The following is a 23,360-nucleotide window of genomic DNA, read 5'->3' as shown; positions in this document are numbered from 1 at the left end:
TTCTTATGCAGCAAATATTCCAATTATATGTTCTAAGTTTGTTGTGAGGATTGAATAATAGTTGTTTATACAAGGTAAATCTAATTTACTTGATAACTATTGAAATAAGAATTTGGCCTTTATTGACGCATGTAAAGGGGTAAAAGTTTAATTTTAATTACTACGAAAGCTCTCCAGGAGGCGGCGGTTATTTTTATGGCAGGTTGGACAAATTGAATGTGTAATCTTAGGAAGTTTAATATAATCAAACAACGATAATTCACGAATCGCGTCTTCAACTTCAAGCCATGTATTGTCGGAAACGGCAACTTTTTTACACCAGCTACAAACTCTTACTAATTCTTTTGATCTGTCGTTTTGGACATCAAACAAATCTACCGGTTCCCGGAATTCTTCGCGAATTAACCTACTTTTAAATTCAATACGGTTTTCCTGATCAAGTCGAAGGCTTAGCTCCATAAATCTACGGCAATCTGGTGAATCACATCTAAAAGGGAAGTGAATTTTTGTTTTATATGTGCGGACTTTGTCAATTAGGATTTTGTAAAAATGTTGGATCTCAATATCGGTGATAATATCCCATATCGGTTTATCCTTAATAAACGATTGTGAAATGCTGTAGACATTCTCGGCTGCAAAGGATAACCAGTTGTCATCTACATCGATTATCTTGTCATTGGAATCAAGGTAATAAATGAATACCTTTTTATTGCTAATATTAATCATAATAAAATTGTATTCGGAAATTTTAGGAAAAAGCTTAGCTGATGAATTTGCAAATATTTAATCTAACATTAGCGGGCTTTTCTTGAAGTATTAATTATCCAGAACATTTATCCAATCAAAACTTATCCTGCCTGTGTCCACAAAAAGCCTGATTTTATTTCGTCCCCGTGTTAACTTTAAATCATTTAATACGATCTCTTGCCAATCTTTATTCTTTAAATTTTGCGAAATACTTTTATCATTTAAAGTAAATTTAAAAGCAGAATTATCCTTATTGGTTTTTGCTCTAATAATGATTTTTGCCTTATCAAGTTCGGAATTGTCAAAGCTGTAGGTTACCCATTCCTTGCTATTTAATTTTATGCATTGTTCTGACCAAAACTGGTTTTCTGTGAAGTCGAATAATTCTATTGCGACAGGTTCGTTAACACGGTAGTATTTTGCCCGAGCAGAAGTATCGGTAACAAAATATGATTTGTTATATCCGTCATGCCCATAATTTTCCGCTTCAATTTTTGCAGGAACCCGCCTAAAAAGACTATTAACCACATCCGGGAAAAAGACACAATTATTTAGTTTTATATTTTCAATTAATTCATCAAAAGCTTTTGTGGCAAGATTTTCGGAGGGCTTACCCCTGCCATGAGAATATTCTATTATTTGATCCCAATTCAGCGGTTTATTAATCGAGTAGGCGGTGTTTTTTGTATCCATTTTTTTCCATGGCCAAAATGACCAACCTATATTATTGGCCTCAAAATACTGTGTTGTGGCCCAATAGATTGTATTACCTTTCTCACCAGTTTCGCCAACCCAAACAGGGGTATTCAGTTTTTTGCGGTATTCCAGGTATTTTGAAATATCTTTGAGGTAATCCGGTCTGTCCCAGCAATAATAGTGAAATTGATAAAACGTATTATCATCAAAAGGTTTACCAAAAATTGACCAGTCATTGGCCCAGTCAACACCTTCTAACGTGATCATATGGTTTTTATCAACTTCGCGAATGGCCGCAGTAATTCTTTTATAGAGTGGTTCAAGGAGATGGCCGTACTTATCTGCAGCGCCTGTATGCTTTGGAAGAGGTTCATTAAGCAAATTGTATGCTGCAACAGTGGGGTTATTATGGTAGCGTTTTGCAATTTTTACCCATAATTCAACCAACCTGTCCTGATTGCGCAAATCCATAAAAAGTTCAGGTTCATCGTTTGGGCTGTCATCAATGTTAGCGCCTGTTTGCCCACCAGGAGCTCCATGGATATCAATAATTACATATAATTCATGCTTGGTGCACCAGCTAACTAAGCTGTCAATCAACACAAAACTTTCTTCTATAAAATGTGCAGTGTCGCCCTCAGTAAGAAATAGACGTGAATTTAGGGCAGGCCTGACAGAATTAAAACCAAGCTCCGCAATGCGTTTTATATCATCTTCCGTTATATAGTATTCTCTAAAATCTTTCCAGAATTGATCCGCCTTTTCCTTTCCAATCAGATCAGAAACAATTTTTTCAATTTTCCGTGGCCTGTCACCATCTGGGCCAAACTTCCACATATATCCTTCGGGCAAAAGCCAATTGCCGAGGCCAACCCCACGCAGAAAAACTGTGTTACCAGCTCCATCAACCATCTCATGGCCACTAACATGAAGGAAGTTGTTATCCTCAACAATAGGATCGCAGCTGGCTAGAAATAGGGAGAATACAACTATTCCAAAAACAAATCTGAAACACTTCATGCTTTATTCCTTTTTATTGGTGTGTCACTCTAAGCTAATAGATAAATTGTTTCTAATTAACTAGTTCAAAAGATTCTTTAAGCAAATCTTCATCTGCTGAGGAACCACCAACCATCACATCAAACATTCCAGGCTCTGCTGTAAACTTCATGTCAATATTCCAGAAAGCCAGATCTTTTTCACTAATCTCAAAAAAGATTGATTTGCTTTCACCTGCTTTGAGGGAAACCTTTTGAAACCCTTTTAACTCTTTTACCGGACGAGTGATGCTGGCTGCTTTATCACGGATGTAAAGCTGAACAATTTCATCCGCTTTATATTGACCCGTGTTTTTCAACTGTACTGTTGCCTTCAAAGCATTTCCAGAGGTTAGTTTTTTAGTCGAGAGTTTGAAATCACTATAACTAAAAGTGCTATAAGAAAGACCAAAACCAAAAGGATATTGAGGTGTAAAATCAACATCCAGATAGTAGGAAACATAATCTATCGGATCTTCGGTATTACCGGTTGGGATACCAAGCATATCTTTACGTGGCGGCCTTCCTGTATTACGATGGTTATAATATATTGGAATCTGGCCCACAGTCCGTGGAAAACTAACCGGTAGCTTTCCGGATGGTACAACTTTTCCTGTTAACACATCAGAAATTGCTGGCCCGGACATTGTTCCCGGATGCCATGCATAAACAATCGCATCGACTTTATCAATAATTTTTGAAAAGGTTAGTGGTCTTCCTGCCATAATTACTAAAACTATTGGTGTGCTCGTTTCAGATATTTTGTTTATTAAATCCTTTTGTGCACCCGGTAAATCAATAAATGCACGGCTGTGTGCTTCGCCGGAAATTATTTGATCTTCTCCCATAAACAGAATTGCAAGATCGGCTTTTTTTACAGTTGATATCGCTTCTTCAAAAAGCTTATTATCTACGCTACGCGGATTTTCAAGTCCTTTTGCATACAAAATGTTGAAATCAACGTTTTCTTTAAGTGTTTGCAAAGGAGTGATTGAATCTTCTTTCTTTCCATCAACAGTCCAGGTACCAAGTTGGTCCCATGGGCTATCAGCAAGCGGGCCGATTACTGCAATTGATTTGGATTCCTTGTTTATTGGAAGTACACTTTTTTCATTTTTTAGCAATACCAGGCTTTGGGTAGCTAAATCACGCGCGACTTTTAAATGATCTTTATTTAAGATTACACTTTCATCATAGGCAACAGGATATGGGTTTTCAAACAATCCTAATCGTATTTTAACCCGAAGAATTTCAGCAACCGCATCATCAAGCAACTTCACATTTACTTCATCTGATTCAATCAACTCTTTCAAATGGTTTTGATAACTTTCTGAAACCATTTCCATATTAATACCAGCTTTGATAGACTTTAATGCAACTTCCCGTTCATCGGCGCAATAACCATGATTTATCATCTCAGTCATGGATGTCCAATCACTAACGACGAATCCATCGAAACCCCACTCTGTTCTTAATATCTGTCTCAAAGTAAACTGGTTGCCAGATGTAGGTACGCCATTTAAATCGTTGAATGCGCTCATGATAGTTGCAACACCGGCGTCAACAGAAGCTTTAAATGGCGGTAAATAGAAATTTCGTAAATCATGTTCAGGAATCAAAGTTGTATTATAATCACGTCCGCCCTCGGCAGCGCCATAGCCAACATAGTGTTTTGCACAGGCGGCAATTCTGTTTGGGTCGGCCAGGTCATCACCTTGAAGCCCTTTTGTCATGGAAACAGCCAATTTTGAGGCAAGAAAAGGGTCCTCCCCAAAAGATTCTGCAATTCTTCCCCAACGAGGATCACGAGCCAAGTCCATCATTGGTGCAAAAGTCCAGTCAATACCCATTTGCACAGCTTCTTTAGCAGAAATTTCTGCCGCTTTTTCAATAAGTGCCGGATTCCAACTTGCAGCCTGGCCAAGAGGAATTGGAAACATTGTCCGGTAACCATGTATTACATCACGGCCAAATATTAAAGGGATGCCTAGTCGACTTTCTTCAACAGCCACACGTTGTAATTTTTCTTTGTATGCGCGATCGCCACTATTTAAAAATGAACCAACACCTCCTCGTTTTATTACTTCGCTAAGTTTTTCAAAATCATTATCACGTGACCAAAGATGAAATTGCGCCATTTGCCCAATTTTTTCTCCGAGGGTCATTTTTGCTAAAAGTTCATTTATTCTTTTTTCTTCAGATGGTTTTTTGCCGGGGATTTGAGCAAAACTTTGAACTGTAATAGTTAAGAATATCAAAAAGAAAATATATTTTGAAAAATCCATTTTGGCCTCCGCTAATTTGTGTAAAATAATTGAATGTGGAACGGTTCAAAAATTATACCATTCAAGAAAAATGATTTGAGGCTTTATTTAAAAGGGATGGGTGTAATTTAAAGACGAAAAAATTATTAGAATGATAATGAATATTATAAAAATAATATCTTTATTTGCGAAAACAGGTTCCGGACCAATGTAGCCGGAACCTGTATGAGTTTATTAAAATCCATTTACACTTATCGTTCCATTGACTGTTTGCAGATCGATTGAACCTTGCCCGGTTGACAATGTACCTGTCATCGATGTATTACTACTTTGCATATTTTGTAATTCGAGGTTGTTTAAGTTAATTGAGCCATTCGTCAGTTTTGCTGAAAATTGTGCAGATGTATTTTGTGGAATAGCCAAAGTTATCGGCCCGTTAACGATTCCCATCGTACAATTCCCCTGACTTGGCAAGGTTACATGGCCATCGATATTACCATTAACAACATCAACCGTTACATTTGAATAAATGTTATTTAATTTTACGGGGCCATTTACAAGGTTGATTAAAAGATCTCCTTGCAAACTATCAACAATTATGTCACCATTTACATTTGTTAGATTAACAGTCCATGCTTTTGGCAATTGAATTTCGTAATTCACAATCAAATTTCGGCCATAATTTTGCTGCGGTTGTTGTGTTTCAACTACAACTTCATCACCAAGATCTTTAACCGATACTTGCAGGTTTTTCAAATATTCCTGTGCATCCTCCAATGTTTGAGATTCAACTATACGTACACCGGATACAATAACCAGTGGACCATTAGTAGGGATAACTTTTACTGTTCCGTTAATACCATTTAAAGAAAACGTATTTTGGTTGTTAATCCCAACGTTATGTGTAAATAGCTCAGAAGCCGAAAAATCAGTATTATCAACATTCTGGATATTATCAAATATGGAGTTTTCATCACTACATGAAAATACAAATAATAGAGAAGAAATATTTAGGATAAGTAAAATTTTTATTTTATGGAGAGTCATCTTATTTCCTTTGATTTTAGGATCATATTGTCGGCCAATTTTAAGTAGGCAATTACGCTGAGTAAAAAGTATTGTTACTTTATTTCACATCTTTTTTGTATTTACTTCTAAATTAGTGAGTTTGCTTAAAATCTATGTTTTATATAGCAATTATTATACCTAAAAATGATCGATGCGATTTTAAAATTGAATTAAACTTTTATTAATTTCAATTTTATTCATGAAAAATATATCTTTTATATTTGCCAAGATTTCTTTAATCTTTTGAATTCAATTAAATAACCTTTGTGGAGGCCATTATGTTTCCGTTGCAGTTTATCGGTAAACTGATAACAATTTTACATTCCGGTGCATCACCCGCACAAATTGCAGGCGGGTTTGTTCTTGGAATGATAGTAGGATTAACTCCTTTTTGGAGTTTGCATAATTTACTTGTTTTATTTGTAATAATAATTTTGAATGTAAACATCGCTATTTCCATTGCCAGCTTTGCTTTGTTCAGCTTGTTTGCCTATTTGTTCGATCCGCTTTTCCACAGCTTTGGTTATTTTCTACTTGTCGATCTCTCTTTTATGCAGGGTTTTTATACCATGCTTTATAATATCCAGATTGTTGCATTAAGCCGATTTAACAATACGGTTGTGATGGGCAGTTTGGTAACATCCTTGATTTTGTTGATCCCTGTTTTTGGTTTAACAAAAAATGGTGTTATTAAATACAGGGATACTGTTTTAGAGCGTTTCGAAAAACTGAAAGTTGTAAAGGCTGTCAAAGGCACAAAACTTTATGGCTGGTACGCCAAATATGCAGAATGGAGGGCGTAATCATGAGAAAATCAGGAATAATTATTTTATTGGTGATAGTAGGCCTTTTTGTAGCAATTGGCTATTTATTAACCGATTCACTTTTTGAATCCCTTATTGAAGATACGGCAAGCGATTTGAATGGCGCAATGGTTGAAATTGATGATTTTGATTTTTCATTGGCCGGCCCGAAGATGAGCTGGCAACGGCTGCAAATAACTGATCCGGCTAACACGATGCAAAACCAGATTGAAACCGGATTTACAGAGTTTGATCTTGAGTTCTGGCCATTGTTGAGTGGAAAGTTTATTATTGAAAATTTTGAACTCAGTGGAATCAAAACAGGTACAGCACGTGAAAATGACGGGGCTCTTCCAAAAACATCAAAAGAGATTACTACCAAAGATTCAACAATTGCAAAAACACAGAATAAACAAAAAAAACAGGTTGAGAAAGAAGCAAGTTTTGATATTTCATCAGCCTCGAAAAATGTAAATGTTGATAGCATTGTTTCCTTGTTAAAACTGCAAAGCCCTGCAAAACTCGATTCTGCAAAAAATGTGGCTGAACAGAATTATGCTAAATGGCAGGAAAAAATAAAATCTATTGATCCGGGGGAAGATGTTGCTAAAATCCAGGATCAGATAAAAGCAATTGATGTTAAGAAAGTAAAAGATCTGGATAGTTTTAATAAAGCTTTGTCATCTGTAAAAGAGGTTAGAGGTTCTGTCGATAAGTTGGAAAAATCTTATACTGATACAAAAAAAGATTTTGACCGTGATTACTCTGGGGCAAGCTCTGTGTTAGGCCAGCTTGATGACTGGGTGAAAGATGATTACAAAAATGCAATGGCAATGGCCAAACTCCCGGATTTTTCAACACAGAATATCGCCAAAATGCTTTTTGGGCAAAAAATTGTAAACCAGGTTAATGAATACCTTGGTTATGTTGGCACAGCCCGGACATATTTAAATAAGTTTTCATCAAATGATAAAGAAGAAGATCCTCCGCGATTGAAAGGCCAAGACATATATTTTCCAACAAAAAATGCCCGACCTGATTTTTGGCTGCAAAAATTAGCACTCTCCGGTAATCTTTCTGAAGAGATGCCTTTGTCCGGATCGGTAACAGATATTAGCAGTGATCCGAAGATGATTGGCAAACCGGTTGAGATGGATATTTCCGGTTCTTCCACCGGCAGGGAATATGGATTGAAGGGACAGTTAAACTATCTAGATTCTATCCCCAAAGAAAATTTCACAATTGATTATAATGGATTTGCCATTAACGGAATGGAACTGTCAAAATCAGATCTTTTGCCAACAGCAATCAAAAAAGGAGAAGGCAATATCCAGGCATCTTTAAATATGAATGGCGATAACTTTGATGGCAAAATTATGTTTGTTTCTACAAAAGTTGAGTTTGCATTTGCCACGGAGAAAGCATCGGGAAAACTGGCTTCTATTGTGAGGGATGTGTTTAACGAAACTAAAAATGTAAATGTGGATGTTTTGCTTAAAGGGCGAAAAGGGGACCTGGTTTTTGCAGTAAAATCCAATCTTGATGATAAGCTTGGCAATGCATTTAAAAAGGCTGCAGGAAAGGAAGTTGAACAGGCCAAAGCAAAAATCCGCAAAAAAATTGACAAACAAGTTGCCGCTAAAAAAGCTGAAGTTGAAAAGATAATTAATGACAATAAGAAAAAACTTGAAAGTCAGCTCGCAAAATATCAGGACAAAATCGATGAGCAGAAAAAGCAGCTTGATAAAAAGAAAAAAGACATCGAAGATGAAAAAGACAAGCTTGGTAAAAAGGTAAAAGACAAACTAAAAGGCTTGTTTAAACCATAAGCCATTATCGGCGAACAGAATAATAATTATTGAATATTAAATTTCCGGAAAGGGATCTAATCCTCTAAAAATTGTGGTGCTGTTTTTAAATTAAATCTCCGATTATCGGCAAATGTAGTGTTATCCAGCTCAGCTTGCTGGTCATCAAATTGACCGCGAAGATAGCGAAAATTATTCTTGAAATAAGTTGCTTCTGCTTCACTATTTGGTGTGATAATGCTGTTGTTTGTAAATCGACGGGTAAAATTTATTATACGGGTTAAACTTTGTCTTTGAGAAGTAAGAATTGTAATAATCTTTTCTTTTTCCTGGATTTGACCTTGCAGTCCTGATTGTGCCCCTTGTGCATCTGAGTTAATCTGGCTGATTTGGGCATTTAGTTTTTCTATCTCAGAATTCAGAGTATCTTTTTCAGAGGCGGCTTGAGCAAGAGCAAGAGAATATAAAACTGCACCACCTACAATAAAACCGATTATCAGAGTCACAACAGGCCATACAAAACGTGCATGTTCTTTAATCCAAATTTTCCTGACTGCTGATTTGTTTATTTCACTGGCTTCGCTGGCTTCAAACACAGAAGCAATCGCCTCAAAATCCAGGGACTTTTTACAATTATGACAAGATTTGGCACTCTCTGAAATTTGTGTGGAACAATATGGGCAATAACGCATTGTTTACTCCGGCTTTGGTGCAATAAATAAAAAACAGGTTGAATTTAAGAAAAACCTATATGAAATTTAAAAAATATTTTTTATTAATCTTTTTACAAATAAGTTAAACCGAAAATTTGGATGCAAAAATTATGCTAATAAAAACATGGATTGGAACTTTGATGATGTTTTCATTTTTATTTGGAGGAACAGATTTAAAAATAGGCGATAAAGCCCCTTCGTTTGAGTTAAAAGACGGCAATGGAAAACTTCATAAGCTTTCGGATTACAAAGGCAAAAATGTTGCTTTGTACTTTTATCCAAAAGATGATACGCCGGGTTGTACAGCAGAAGCATGCAATCTGCGCGATAATTATACACTATTGCAAGACTCAGGAGTTGTGATTTTAGGAGTCAGCTACGATGACTCGACTTCTCACCAACAATTTAGCAAAAAATACAATTTACCATTCCCGCTTTTATCTGATACGGAAACAGAAGTTTCTGAGGCTTATGGTGCAAAAAGAATACTGACAGGAATTTTCATGCCAACCCGCATAACATATTTGATTGACAAAGATGGAACAATAATGCACATTTTTGATGAAGTCGAATCTGCAAACCATACCGCTCAAATTATGTCAGTTTTGAGGAAATAAAGTTGTAGAAAAGTATTTTGCACGTTCCTTGTTTGGCTCTTAATTATCCTCTTTAATCCTTCAATCATTACTTGCCTGTTAGGATTGGAAGTGGTAAGTTTCACCAAACCAATACGAGCTGACAAAACTATATAAACAAACGTAAATCAAAAAAATGATGAATGATGGCGGATGTCCATTGTTCATTTTTTATTAATAAAGGAGGCATATATGGCCCAACAACAATTTGATTTAAATAACATTAAACCACCTAATATTTCGGGTAAAACAGTTAAAATAATCGGCGTTTTAATTGTAATTGTCTGGTTTATATTTTCATCCGTTTTTACAATTGAACCGGAAGAGGTTGGTGTAATTTTGCGATTTGGCAAATACAGCCGCACTGTTAATCCGGGTTTGAATTTCAAATTTCCTTTTGGTGTTGAAACTATGGATATCGTTCCAGTAAAGAGGCAGCAAAAAGAGGAATTCGGTTTTAAAACAGCTCATGCTGATGTACGTACACGCTACGTCCCTGGGAATTTTAAAAATGAATCGCTTATGCTTACAGGCGATTTGAATGCTGCACAGGTAGAATGGATTGTGCAGTACCGGATAAGTGATCCATATCTGTTTTTATTTAAAGTAAGGAATGCAGCACAAACTTTACGGGATGTAACCGAAGCAGTAATGCGTGAAGTTGTTGGTGACAGAACGGTTAACGAAATTATTACAGTTGGCCGTCAGGATATTGAGGTAACGGTTACCCAGAAATTACAGGAAATTATCACACAATATGAAACCGGGATAAATATTGACCAGGTTATTCTGCAGGATGTCAATCCGCCGGATGAAGTTAAAGCTTCTTTTAATGAAGTAAACGAAGCCGAACAGGAAAAGGAAAGTTTGATTAATCAAGCGAAATCTGAATACAATAAAGTTGTTCCGCGAGCAAAAGGTCAGGCAGAACAGCAGATTGAAGAGGCCAAAGGTTACGCTTTAGAAAGGGTAAATAATGCTAAAGGCGAGGCTAACCGCTTTACATCTTTATATAGAGAATATGCAAAAGCCAAGGAAGTAACAAGACAAAGGATGTATTTGGAAACAATGGAAGAAGTTCTTTCAACCGTTGGAAAAAAAGTAATAACAGATGATCAGGCTTCGGGTATTCTGCCCCTGTTCAATTTTAATCAGGAGGGCTTAAAAAATGGAAAATAAGAAAACCCTAATATCCGTAGCCGTTGTATTTTTTGTTATAATTTTAATTAATGCAGCAGCTTATACAGTAAAAGAAACTCAGCAGGTAATTATTACACAGTTTGGTGAACTACAACGAACAATCACCGATCCGGGAATCCATTTTAAAATTCCACTGATGGAAAACGCCAATTTTTTTGATAAACGTTTTCTGGAATGGGATGGTGATCCTAACCAATTACCAACAAAAGATAAACGCTATATCCATGTTGATACTTATGCACGCTGGCGCATTTCTGACCCGCTACTCTTTTTTGAACGTGTTCGTGATGAACTTGGAGCTCAAGGCAGATTAGATGATATATTGGATGGTGAAACACGTAATGCGGTTGCCAATCATGATTTGGTTGAAATTGTTCGAAATACAAATCGTACACCTGTGATTGTAGATTCGCTTGTACAAGACCAGGCACAAAATACTTTTCCAACTATTAAAGTAGGACGCGCTCAAATTAGTCAGGAAATTTTGAAAAATGCGTCTGTGCGTACAAAAGAGCTTGGCATAGAATTGCTCGACCTTCGTTTTAAACGGATAAACTATATTGAAGAAGTACGCCGCAAAGTGTACGAGAGGATGATCACCGAGCGCAAGCGTATTGCCGATAAATTCCGTAGTGAAGGCCAGGGTGCGGCATCTAAAATTCTTGGTGATAAAGAACGTGAATTGAAGAGAATCCAATCTGAAGCTTATAGAAAATCTCAGGAAATTGTAGGTAAGGCCGATGCGGAAGCAACTGCAATTTACGCACGGGCTTTTAACCAAAATGCCGAAGCACGTGAATTCTACCGTTTTATGGAAACTCTGAAAACCTACAAGAAAACTTTTACAAGTGAGGATGTTTTAATCTTATCGACTGATAGCGAATATTATAAATTTCTACAGAAAGCAAGTGGCCGTTAAAATCAAAACTCTTTAATTTTTAGAGCCTCCTGGGTTTCACAAATTCGGGAGGCTTTTTTTATTGAAGCATGAACAAGATTATAAATCTCGTCTGTTAAATTTATAAACAGTTGCAATAAGAAATGAAATAAGGATAATACTCAATAATGGTATTCCAATCAGTAAGTTATATTTGCCTGTGGCAATATTAACAGGCTGGTACCAATTGAAAAGGCTGTAAGGTTTTAAGAATGAAACTTTTGGCCATAAACGGATTAATGCGTCAAAAACAAATAGAAATAAAATTAGCCCTATATTCCATGCCAAAGCCATTCCCCGCTCTGAGTGAATTGAAGAGATAAAAGTAACAATTGCACTAATCGCAGCAAAAAAGAGTATTCCGATCCCGGCCATTTTTATTAATAACATAAATGGGACATCATCCGAGACACCCATTATTTCGCCTCCTAAAAAACTGCCGCTTATCATTGAAAAATATATTGCCAATATTGTAATTAAAATAAAAAAATAGGTAGAAAAAATAATCTTATTGCGGGGAAGTATTCGAATAGCCAAAAGTTCAATTGATCGTCCTTCAATCTCTGCAGTTATGTATCTGCCCGCAATTGAAATTGATACAAAGCAAAGGATAAAAAGTAAAGCCGGGTGGCCAAAACCAAAAGCAATAAACTGGCTGCTTACAAAGCCATCGCCCATAAACCCAAGCATTTGTTTAACCATGGGTGGCATTAATTTAAAATAGCTCTCTGCAAACTGGCGTATTGTAGAAGTGGACAGAATTACAGTGAAAAAAAACTCTACCATAAAGGCAAAAAACATCAATAAAAATATGATCTTTTTCTGGTTTTTAAACATGCGTTTAATTTGATGTTTTGATACAAGAAGACTACTCATTTTCAATACTCCGGGGTTGTCATTCAAAGAGGAACACAGTGGAGCGAAGAATCCTATTTAAATTGAGAGGATGCTTCATTCCTCAGCATGACATTTAATTACTTTCCAAATAGTATTTCATAAAAAAACTTTCCAGCGATGATTCTGGTATTTCTAAATCATTTACATCATATTTTTTTAGTAACTGCATTAATGGCTGCATCGAACCCTGGATTTTTAATTGGAGAGTTTTATCAAACGATTCTATCACTTTAAAGGAATTGGTATTAAAATCTGCAAAGTTTATTTTTTCCTTAAAAGTAATTTTTACAACTCTTGGCAGCTTCTCCTTTAAATCACTTATTTTGTCCTGCACCAATAGCCTTCCATCTTTTATTATGCCGATATGATCACATATTTTTTCCACCTCGGGAAGGTTATGGGAAGAAAAGAAAACAGTTTTCTTGCGCGATTGAAAATCCATAATATAATCATATAATATGTTCTGTATCAGCGGATCCAAACGCTCCGACGGTTCATCCAAAATTAAGAGTTGCGGATCATGTTGCATGGCCTGTATAAGCAGTAGTTTTTGTTTCATTCCCTGGGAGTAATAACGCACTTTTTTACTAAGGTCAACTTCCGTCAACTTAAAATCGTTTGTCAATTGTGATCGGAGAACTGGCTTCCCGGGAAGAAATCCCTGAAAGTAATCCAAGGTTTGTACACCCGTCAGTTCTTCATACATTTTAATTTCGCCTGGCACCACACCAATTTTGGGAGCAATTTTTACAAATGATTTTGGTAAGGGGTTGCCCAATATTTCAATTGACCCGGAATCTACCTTTAAAAGATTAAGCAGCATCCGGATGGTTGTTGTTTTTCCTGATCCATTTGCTCCAAGGTAACCATAAATGGAGCCATTTGGGACTTGCAGGTTTACGGAATCTACGGCTTTGAATGTATCAAAAGATTTTGAGATAGAATGTGTTTTTATGGCAAAGTTCATTTGCCAAACTACGCTTTTCACCCAAAAGGTTTCAAATGAATTTTTACTATTTTTTGTTAATAAGAGATGGCTTATTTCAAATAAATCAAAATGTTCAAAACAAAAATCGGTATTTGAATGAGTGATATATTTGTTTATGTTTGCAATGATTCCTCAGAAAAAATATGTATCAAGATGAAACCTGAATTTAGTTAATAAACTGAGTTTATTGAGAAAGGCGGAATCTAAATGGCACTTTATTGCCCGGTATCTGGAGTCGGGATTAAAACTAATCCTAAATGGATCAATCAAAAAGTCAGTGAAACTTTTACAGCAAACTTTTGGATAATAAATGATTCTATTCTATACAGTTTGCCCAAAGGATATGCGGATCTCAAGGGAGTTCAAAATTCTTTAGATCTCAATGATACAGTCGCTGAAGAAATATTTAATGGTATAAGTGAATACATACAAATTGAAGATTATAGTTTTTTGGATGGTTCAAGCTCAGAAGCACGCAAATACCTGACAAATAAAATGGATCTGGATAAGCGTCGCCTGTCGCTGATCTTTTGCAATTTATCCAACCCCTTGTATATCGCTGTTAAAATTAAAAAAAGATTTATAACAACAGGCAAAAAAGTTAAAGTAGTGCGCAACTATAAGAATGCTGTTACTCATGCTTTAAAAATTTCAAATCAGGAATCTAAAAATCTTGAAATTGAGCCTAAAAAAATCTTTAGTTGTTATCCCAAAATAGAAAGTTACCTAACTCCTGTTGATTTAAAGTTTAGTAGCTCATGGAATATTGATACACCTGAATACACAAACAAAATGATGGTCATAGATAACTATATTTTGCATTCAACTTCTAACGGCTCTTTAAGCTCAAAACATATCCCTCTTATTGATCGAACACGATCTCAATGCCAGGCTGATTTACCAAAAGGTTCTGCAATAAGATATATTGTAGTTGATTCAAGTAAAATTGTTAAAGGAACCAGGAAGGTGCGTATTCAATATATGCAATCTTTAAAAACCTGGCACCAAAATTATCCAATCAGCATGTATATTTTATATGGTGCAAATACTTTTTTAAAAACAGCGTTACAGTTGGCTCGTGCAATGGTTCCTTTTAAAGTAAATGCAGCAAAGAATTTATGCCAGGCTTTGCAATTGGTTCATGATGACCAGTATATATCATTACAGCCAAAAGTCATTGAAAGTGCTCCACCTGCCCTGATTAATCAAAAAGATATTGAAAAATTAGTAGCTGTTGTTGGACGTATCAACTGGCAACAAGAAGGGTTTGAAAATGATTTTGATATAGATGAGGATAATCCACTTTATTTTTTATACCAATCGATAAAGTTGATAAAGGAAGAACTGGATGATTTATTTAGGGAACGCAAACAGCTTGAAAAGGAGTTGATTCAATCCCGGAAACTTGAATCTATTGGCACTCTTACCGGCGGCATTGCCCATGATTTTAATAATATTCTTCAGATAATTAGTGGAAGCACAGAATTGGCGTTAGCTGATTTATCAAAAGATAATCCGATATATGCCAATCTAAATGAAATTAAAGATGCTGGTCAAAGGGCATCCGACATTGTCAAACATCTCCTTACGTTCAGCCGAAAATCTGACCAGAAACTTGAAAAAATTGAAGCAGTTTCGGCAATTAATGAATCCTGCAAGTTCTTACGATCAGTAATTCCTGCTACAATTGAAATCCGAAAAAATATGCCCAAGCCAGGCATAACAATTTTTGCTGATCCAATTCAAATTAACCAGTTGATGATGAACATTTGTACCAATGCAACGCAGGCAATGGAAGTTTCGGGAGGGGTGTTGGATATTAAACTGGAAAAAACAGTTTTATATGAAAACCAGGATAACATTTATTCTGATCTAAATCCTGGAAATTACCTCAAGGTTACAATTTCCGATACTGGGCCGGGTATTGACCCCAAAATTATCGATAGAATATTTGATCCATATTTTACAACCAAAGAAGTTAGTAAAGGTACAGGGTTTGGATTGGCCATTGTACATAAAATTGTGAGAACACACAACGGTGTAATTAAAGCAGAAAGTGAACCGGGAAAAGGAGCTACCTTTACTATCTATTTTCCTGTTTCGGATGAAAGAATTATACTTGAAAAAGAAGTGCCGCTTGAAACATCAAGTGGAAAAGAAACAATTCTTTGCATTGATGATGACAAAACAATCATTGATATAACAGAACAAATGTTATCCAGGCTTGGCTATAATGTTATAGCATTATCAGACCCGATTGAAGCACTTGAGTTATTTAAATTAAACCCGGATAAATTTGACCTGGTAATTACAGATATGACAATGCCCGGGATGGATGGCAGTACATTGATGAGTATGTTGAAAAAAATTCGGTTCAATATTCCTGTTGTTATTAGCACGGGTTTTAGTACCCTTATTGATGAAAAGGAAGCCAAAAAAAGAGGTGCAGCAGGATACATATCCAAACCATTTTTGAAAGGTGAAATTTCCAAGATAATACGGTCTGTATTAGATAATAATTAAAACTACCAAAACAATAATTATGGCAACTATGAGAACAAAAATATTTTATTTTCTTATGATAATTTTATTTCAGCAAAGCTACACACAACACACCATTATACCCGAACCAGCCATTTACGAGGCGACTGAAAATTTATTTATGCTTGATACACACTTTGGCATATCCATAAATACGGATGACCCGAAAGTGGCAGTTTATGTTAAACAATTCCAAAAGTTTTTAGAAATGAAAGGGATAACCATAGATTTTCAGGGTTTTAAGGTGCAATCCAAAGAACCAAAGGCACTTTTAATAAACCTCACTAAAAATAAAATAGAGGAAATTGGCGAAGAAGGCTACGTTCTGGAAGTAAAGCAGAGGTTTATTGTCCTTTCTGCAAATAAAGCAGCCGGCATTTTTAATGGTTTTCAAACTTTGAGGCAATTACTACCACCAGAATTTGAAAACCCGGATTTCAAGATTTCTAAACCAATTAATATAAAGGGTTGTAAAATAAAAGACTACCCCCGATTTGGCTGGCGTGGACTATTATTTGATGTAAGCAGGCATTTCTTTTCTGTTGATGATGTAAAGGCGTTTATTGATAAAATGAGCCAGTACAAATATAACGTACTTCACTGGCATCTCACCGATGATGAAGGTTGGCGCATTGAGATAAAATCACTACCGAAGTTAACAGAAGTTGGTGCATGGCGGGTTGAACGCCACGGAAGGTTTGGTAAAGAAAGACAATATCCTAAAAAAGGAGAGAAGGCAACTTATGGAGGCTTTTATACTCACGAACAGATAAAGGATGTTGTAAAATATGCGGCTAATAGAAATATAACCATAGTCCCGGAAATTGATATGCCCGGCCATAGCATGGCTGCATTGGCCGCTTATCCTGAGCTATCAACAAAAAAAGAGCCCAAATTTGTAAACCCCGGATCAAAATTTGCAGAATGGTTTCCAGGCGGTGGGTTTAGGATGCTAATAGAGAATACCTTAAATCCTGCGGATGAGAAAGTGTACGATTTTGTTGACAAAGTTTTTAGCGAAGTTGCAGAATTGTTTCCCGGAGAATATATCCACATGGGCGGTGACGAGTGTGACCACTATTATTGGGAACAAGATTCTGTTGTTCAGCATTTTATGAAAAAGAATAACATCAGTGATGGCAAGGGGTTACAGGGGTATTTTGTAAGCCGGGTAAACAAAATCATTGAAAGTAAAGGCAAGAAAATGATTGGCTGGGATGAAATATTAGATGGCGAACTAAACAAAGACGTGGCTGTTATGAGCTGGCATGGTATGGTCCGTGGCATAGAAGCAGCAAAATTGGGCCATAAAGTTGTCATGACACCAACTACTTATTGTTATCTGGATTATACACAGGGTGATCATAGTTTGGAAAATCCGATTTATGCTAATTTGAGCTTAGAAAAATCCTATAATTTTGAGCCTTTAGTTCCCGAGGAAATTGATCCCAAACTAATTTTAGGCGGACAGGGAAACCTTTGGACAGAAGCAATTCCTAATTTGCATTTCGCTTTTAATATGGCGTATCCAAGGGCTTTATCAATTTCTGAAAACTTGTGGAGCCCAAAAGATAAGAAAAACTGGGAAAGTTTTATTATCCGCACAGAAGAGCATTTTTTAAGGTTTGATGCGGCCAATACCAATATATCAAAAGCTGTTTTGGATCCAATTGTAAATGTTTATATGCAAAATGACAAACTAATATGTGAACTTAAAAACTCAATTCCAGGCTCTGAAATTTTTTATACAATTGATAACACCTACCCTGTAAAATTTGGCCAAAAATATTCTAAACCACTCGAAATTCCTGAAGGACGTATTACACTTCGTGCACAAACCTTTCGAAATGGAAAACCATTAGGACGGCTTTTATTGATTCAGAGAAGTGAGCTTGAAAAGAGAGCTGATAAGTAATTTAACGTGTTGGATTTATTAATAACTTTACGATAGACGCATTGGTAATAAGCAATTTTACCAGTTGCGTCTTTTTTTTTCCTCAAAATCACGGGAATTTACCACCTCACACTCTTAAATAAAGAATCTATTTACCTTCTCGATAAAATTAATATCGTCAAAAAACATTTTTTTATTTAGGGGGCTATTATGCCAAAACTGAAAAAATTTTCAGTGCTGGTTTTGTGTGCATTCCTATGCCCAATGGTGATGAATGCCCAAAACTACAGCAACACAACTCTTGCATTTGATGGAGTCGATGACTTTGTAAACCTAGGTGTCGTTGGTCCGGAAAATGAGCTTGCACTTACAGGAGCAGGTTTTACAATCGAAACCTGGATCTATCACACTTTCTCACCAGAGGATGGTGCTGCTGGTATTGTTGATAAATCAGATGGGAAAGAGGGGGCTGGCGGTTATTCATTTTCTTATGATCATTATAATGGTCAACTAGGTTTTTATACAGATGCTAAATTCAGATACAAAGTTGATACAACGCTCACCGCACACAAATGGTATCACCTGGCACTAACAAGTGATGGAACAGTTTATTCAATTTTCATCAACGGTAATGAAGTTGCCGGAAATGAAGTAAATCCATTTTCAGCCCCGCCTTTCGTTTCTTCAAATATATCCTTTGGTAAACAGAGTTCGGATTCTACAGGATTTTGGAAAGGGCGCATTGATGAGTTGCGCTTTTGGAACAGCGTGCGTACAAAAGAACAGATCCAAACTTATATGAATGTTGAAATTCCGGGAGATGAAGTTGGTTTAGTTGGCTATTATCGGATGAATACAGGCGATACAGTTTTAACAGACAATGGGATAAATTCATTTAATGGTATTCTAAATAATTTTGGATTTACGGGGAGCGAATCAAATTGGATTACATCTACGGCTATTATGGGTGACAAACCATCGGGTTCCGGAACTGAAGTCGATCCGTATCAACTTTCAACAATTGGAAACTTGTATTGGCTCTCTAATAATGATGATCGTTGGGAAAAACATTATGTTCAAACCAATGATATTGATGCCAGAATAACATCATCGTGGAGAGATGGAAATGGGTTTTTCCCAATGGGCGGATCAGCATTAAAATTTACAGGTTCGTATGATGGTCAAAATAGAACCATTTCTAATCTTTATATAAAATGGGAAGGAATGAATATTGGTTTTTTTGGCAATACAAATGGTGCAAAAATTGAAAATGTCAATCTTTTAAACAGCTCAGTTTTAGGTTCCGGACTAAGCGGAAGTTTAGTTGGCCAGGCAGCAGGGGGTACTACTATATTTAATTGCAGCAGCAAAGGGGTTTTAGATGGGAAAGGTAACTATTGCGGTGGCTTGGTTGGCTGGAATAACAATTCGGAAATAAGCCAGAGCTATAGCATTGTAGAGATAGATGGTTATGGAAATGGCTACATGGTTGGTGGTTTGGTTGGATTAAATGCCGGTGTAGTTAAAACCAGTTTTAGCATGGCAACGGTATCTGGTATACGTGATGTTGGCGGTCTGATTGGTGTTAACTCAGGTACAGTTAGTAATAGTTACAGCAAAACAAATGTTATTCGGGAAACAGGAAGTTATACCGGCTTTGGAGGATTTGTTGGTGTAAACTCTGGGACAATAGAATATTGCTACGCTACAGGTTCAGTGATTTATAATGAAGCAACCGATCCAACAGACAAGGGGTTTGAAGGGGCACCTGGTGGAACAAATACAAGTTGTTTCTTTGACAGCGATCTTTCAAATCAGATAAGCTCAAATCTTGCTACCGGAAAAACATCTCAGGAAATGAAAACATTGGCAACATTTACAGATGCAGGCTGGGATTTTGTTGGGGAAAGCAATAATGGTGAAAATGACTATTGGATAATTGATATCAGCGAATCTGCAAACAGCGGATACCCATATTTGGATTGGGAAGACCGGTCATCACAAAATGTGGAGCTGGCATCTTTTTATGCAGTAAACGATACTCCGGATGAAATTACGCTTAATTGGACAACCAATAATGAACTTGAAAATCTGGGTTTTGTCCTTGAAAGAAAAACTGCAGAATCAGATTTTGAAACAATCGCCAGCTATGAAACAAATCCGGAACTTAAAGGTGAAAACAATTCCATTTCAACCAAGGAGTATTCTTTCGCCGATTCTTTGGTCTTACCAAATGTATTATACACATACCGCTTATCGGATATAGATGTGAGCGGTAATATAACTTTTCATCCTACAATAGATGCTTCCTTTGTGATAACAGATATTGGTTTGGCATCCTCGCAAACGATTGAGAATTTTATGCTCTATAGCAATTATCCAAATCCATTTAATCCCGAGACAACCATTCGGTTTGATGTGCCATTAAAAAATGGTGATACCCGGATTAAGGTGAGGATATTTAACAATATTGGGCAAATTGTTGAAACTATGGTTGATGGGATAATAAGTAGCGGACAACACACAATAAAATGGAATGCAGCAGATTTCTCATCGGGAGTTTATTACTTAGTTTTCGAATCAGGCCAATTTGTTCAAAGTAAAAAGATGGTGCTATTGCGCTAATAACAAACAAAATTTACAAATATGGCCTGATTTATTTTGAAGACCGGTTTTCTTATACCGGTCTTTTTTTGTCTGTTATTTTAAAATGCGTGTAAAATTATATATCTATTCTAAAAATATATTTAATTCACTACGATTTTTTTATTAAATTCCGAAATTATTTTAAGATATTTAATATTTTATTATTTGAACTTGCAAACAAAAATTTAAAAAGGAGTTCTTAAATGGTTTTCAATCTCGATATGATAAAAAAAGTGTATGCACGTTATCCTGAAAGAGTGGAAGCAGCTCGTAAGGTTTTAAACCGTCCATTAACTTTTACAGAAAAAATTCTTTACACGCACATTTATAATGGTGCAGCTTATAAGGCTTTTAGCCGGGGAGATGACTACGTTGATTTTGGCCCGGACAGAACGTGTATGCAAGATGCCACAGCCCAAATGGTTTTATTACAGTTTATGCTCTCCGGCAAAAAAACGGCAGCAGTTCCATCATCAATTCATGCAGATCACTTAATTGAAGCAGAAGTGGGTGCTAAAAAAGATCTTGAGCATGCCAATAATTTTAATAAAGAAGTGTATGAATTTATGGCATCCGGTGCCAGCAAGTTTGGTATTGATTTCTGGAAAGCCGGTGCCGGAATTATTCACCAGGTTGTTTTAGAAAACTATGCTTTCCCTGGCGGATTAATGATTGGATCTGACTCGCATACTGTAAATGCCGGTGGTTTAGGTATGGTAGCAGTAGGTGTGGGCGGTGCAGATGTTGTTGATGTTATAACTGACAGCCCCTGGGAATTAAAAATGCCACAGCTTATTGGTGTAAAATTAACCGGGAAACTAAATGGCTGGACTTCTCCCAAAGATGTAATCCTGAAAGTTGCAGGTTTGTTAACTGCCAAAGGTGGTACAGGTTACATCGTGGAATATTTTGGTGAAGGTGCCGTTTCTATGTCCTGCACAGGAAAAGGGACAATTTGCAATATGGGAGCAGAAATTGGCGCAACAACATCAACCTTTGGTTATGATAAAAGTATGGCAACTTACTTAAGTGGAACAGGCCGTGCAGAAGTTGCAGAATTGGCTGATCAGATTGCTGAACATCTTACAGGCGATGCAGAGGTTTATGCTAATCCTGAAAAATATTTTGATAAAGTATTGGAAATAAATCTATCAGAATTGGAGCCACATATAAACGGACCGTTTACACCGGATTTGGCCACACCAATTTCTCAATTTGCAAAAGCTGTTAAAGACAATGATTGGCCGGAAACTCTTGAAGTTGGTTTAATTGGTTCCTGCACAAACTCATCTTATGAAGATATTTCCCGGGCAGCATCTGTTGCACGCCAGGCTGTTGAAAAAAATCTAAAGGTTAAAGCAGAATTTACAATCACTCCCGGCTCTGAAATGGTACGTTATACCACAGAACGTGATGGATTTTTAGATGACTTTGATAAAATTGGCGGAATGGTTTTGGCTAATGCCTGCGGTCCTTGTATCGGGCAGTGGAAGCGCCATGGAGCAGATAAGAAAGAGAAAAACTCCATAATTACATCCTTTAACAGAAACTTCTCCAAGAGAAATGACGGTAACCCAAACACGCATAGTTTTGTCGCTTCGCCGGAAATGGTTACTGCATTGACAATTGCAGGTGATATGACTTTTAACCCAATCACAGATACATTGACAAATGAAAATGGTGATCAGGTTAAACTGGCCGAGCCAAATGGTTTGGAAATGCCGCCAAAAGGTTTTGATGTTGTTGATCCTGGATACCAGGCGCCTGCAGAAGATGGCAGTAAAGTTGATGTGATCATTCCGGAAGGATCAAAGCGTTTGCAGGTTTTTGAGCCTTTTGCTGAGTGGGATGGAAAAAATGTTTCAGGAATGAAAATTCTTGTTAAAGCAAAAGGAAAATGTACAACAGACCATATTTCTCCAGCAGGCCATTGGTTATTCTATAGAGGCCATCTGGAAAATCTATCTGCAAATACATTGACCGGCGCAGTGAATGAATTTAATGGCGAAACAGATAAAGTTAAAAACCAGCTTAGTGGCGAATATGGATCTGTTCCGACTGTTCAGCGTGCTTATCAGGCAGCAGGAATTCCTTCAATTGTTGTGGGCGATGAAAATTATGGTGAAGGTTCATCACGCGAACATGCCGCAATGCAACCGCGCTATTTGGGTGTAAAAGTTGTTATAACACGTTCCTTTGCGCGAATCCATGAAACAAATCTAAAGAAACAAGGCATGGTTGCCTGTACTTTTGCAAACCCGGCAGATTATGGAAAAATTCAGGAAGACGATACGATTGATTTGATAGATTTGGTGGATTTTTCAGAAGGAAAACAGTTGACTTTTGTTTTCCGTCATGCTGATGGAAGTGAAGACACAATTAAAGCAAATCATTCTTATAATGAAGCGCAAATTGAATGGTTTAAAGCCGGCTCAGCATTGAACCTGATTCGTAAACAAAATCTGCAATAGTATATATAAAGGCGG

16 protein-coding genes are annotated in these 23,360 nt (G+C 36.6%); 9 read left to right on the top strand and 7 right to left on the bottom strand.

Translation table 11 applies throughout. The features are described 5' to 3' along the window. Positions 1-153: 153 nt before the first annotated feature. The 4 genes from HND50_05515 to HND50_05500 all read right to left on the bottom strand — a co-directional run bounded on the left by HND50_05515 (position 154) and on the right by HND50_05500 (position 5,791). The gene (locus tag HND50_05515; protein NOG44667.1) at positions 154-726 is read right to left on the bottom strand and encodes a hypothetical protein; all 573 of its coding nucleotides are present in this window, start codon (positions 724-726) and stop codon (positions 154-156) included. 90 nt (positions 727-816) lie between these two features. Further along, positions 817-2,463: a cellulase family glycosylhydrolase gene (locus HND50_05510; GenBank protein ID NOG44666.1), complete on the bottom strand. Its 1,647-nt coding sequence runs from the start codon at positions 2,461-2,463 to the stop codon at positions 817-819. 52 nt (positions 2,464-2,515) lie between these two features. After that, positions 2,516-4,765 (bottom strand): glycosyl hydrolase, encoded by a 2,250-nt coding sequence (locus tag HND50_05505; GenBank protein ID NOG44665.1) that lies wholly within the window; start codon positions 4,763-4,765, stop codon positions 2,516-2,518. Between the two features lie 213 nt (positions 4,766-4,978). Continuing rightward, positions 4,979-5,791: a DUF4097 family beta strand repeat protein gene (locus HND50_05500; protein ID NOG44664.1), complete on the bottom strand. Its 813-nt coding sequence runs from the start codon at positions 5,789-5,791 to the stop codon at positions 4,979-4,981. A gap of 308 nt (positions 5,792-6,099) precedes the next feature. Between HND50_05500 and HND50_05495 the strand changes: the two genes are divergently transcribed. Both HND50_05495 and HND50_05490 read left to right on the top strand, forming a co-directional pair. Next, a complete protein-coding gene (locus tag HND50_05495; protein NOG44663.1) occupies positions 6,100-6,615 on the top strand; it encodes a TIGR03546 family protein in 516 nt (171 codons plus the stop codon). Positions 6,616-6,617: 2 nt separating this feature from the next. Beyond that, positions 6,618-8,444, top strand: coding sequence for a TIGR03545 family protein (locus tag HND50_05490; protein ID NOG44662.1), 1,827 nt, complete (start codon positions 6,618-6,620; stop codon positions 8,442-8,444). 56 nt (positions 8,445-8,500) lie between these two features. Here HND50_05490 and HND50_05485 read toward each other — a convergent pair whose 3' ends face one another. Next, the gene (locus tag HND50_05485) at positions 8,501-9,115 is read right to left on the bottom strand and encodes a hypothetical protein (protein ID NOG44661.1); all 615 of its coding nucleotides are present in this window, start codon (positions 9,113-9,115) and stop codon (positions 8,501-8,503) included. 164 nt (positions 9,116-9,279) lie between these two features. Between HND50_05485 and HND50_05480 the strand changes: the two genes are divergently transcribed. The 3 genes from HND50_05480 (at position 9,280) to hflC (ending at position 11,890) form a co-directional block, all read left to right on the top strand. Continuing rightward, positions 9,280-9,753 carry a peroxiredoxin gene (locus HND50_05480; protein ID NOG44660.1) on the top strand — a complete coding sequence of 158 codons (474 nt, stop codon included), beginning with the start codon at positions 9,280-9,282 and terminating at the stop codon, positions 9,751-9,753. A 210-nt stretch (positions 9,754-9,963) separates the two neighbouring features. Continuing rightward, a complete protein-coding gene (gene hflK, locus HND50_05475; protein NOG44659.1) occupies positions 9,964-10,950 on the top strand; it encodes an FtsH protease activity modulator HflK in 987 nt (328 codons plus the stop codon). After that, positions 10,940-11,890, top strand: a complete 951-nt coding sequence (gene hflC / locus HND50_05470) for a protease modulator HflC (protein ID NOG44658.1) — start codon at positions 10,940-10,942, stop codon at positions 11,888-11,890. The genes hflK and hflC overlap by 11 nt, the downstream gene beginning before the upstream one ends. Before the next feature lie 78 nt (positions 11,891-11,968). On the opposite strand, the gene HND50_05465 is transcribed toward hflC, so the two are convergent. Both HND50_05465 and HND50_05460 read right to left on the bottom strand, forming a co-directional pair. Further along, the gene (locus HND50_05465) at positions 11,969-12,784 is read right to left on the bottom strand and encodes a hypothetical protein (protein ID NOG44657.1); all 816 of its coding nucleotides are present in this window, start codon (positions 12,782-12,784) and stop codon (positions 11,969-11,971) included. Positions 12,785-12,878: 94 nt separating this feature from the next. Then, complete coding sequence (locus tag HND50_05460) at positions 12,879-13,772, bottom strand: ABC transporter ATP-binding protein (protein NOG44656.1); 894 nt, start codon at positions 13,770-13,772, stop codon at positions 12,879-12,881. A 228-nt stretch (positions 13,773-14,000) separates the two neighbouring features. On the opposite strand from HND50_05460, the gene HND50_05455 reads away from it, so the two are divergent. The 4 genes from HND50_05455 to HND50_05440 all read left to right on the top strand — a co-directional run bounded on the left by HND50_05455 (position 14,001) and on the right by HND50_05440 (position 23,345). Continuing rightward, on the top strand, positions 14,001-16,316 hold the full coding sequence (locus tag HND50_05455; protein NOG44655.1) for a response regulator: 2,316 nt from the start codon (positions 14,001-14,003) through the stop codon (positions 16,314-16,316). A gap of 55 nt (positions 16,317-16,371) precedes the next feature. Then, positions 16,372-18,249 (top strand): family 20 glycosylhydrolase, encoded by a 1,878-nt coding sequence (locus HND50_05450; GenBank protein ID NOG44654.1) that lies wholly within the window; start codon positions 16,372-16,374, stop codon positions 18,247-18,249. Positions 18,250-18,438: 189 nt separating this feature from the next. Next, the gene (locus HND50_05445; protein ID NOG44653.1) at positions 18,439-20,853 is read left to right on the top strand and encodes a T9SS type A sorting domain-containing protein; all 2,415 of its coding nucleotides are present in this window, start codon (positions 18,439-18,441) and stop codon (positions 20,851-20,853) included. 224 nt (positions 20,854-21,077) lie between these two features. After that, positions 21,078-23,345, top strand: coding sequence for an aconitate hydratase (locus HND50_05440; GenBank protein NOG44652.1), 2,268 nt, complete (start codon positions 21,078-21,080; stop codon positions 23,343-23,345). The last annotated feature ends 15 nt before the right edge of the window (positions 23,346-23,360 follow it).

It is taken from the genome of Calditrichota bacterium, from assembly GCA_013112635.1.
GTDB lineage: Bacteria > Calditrichota > Calditrichia > Calditrichales > J004 > JABFGF01.
Note: the sequence above shows the minus strand (reverse complement) of the source record. Positions and strands in the feature narration are given on the sequence as shown.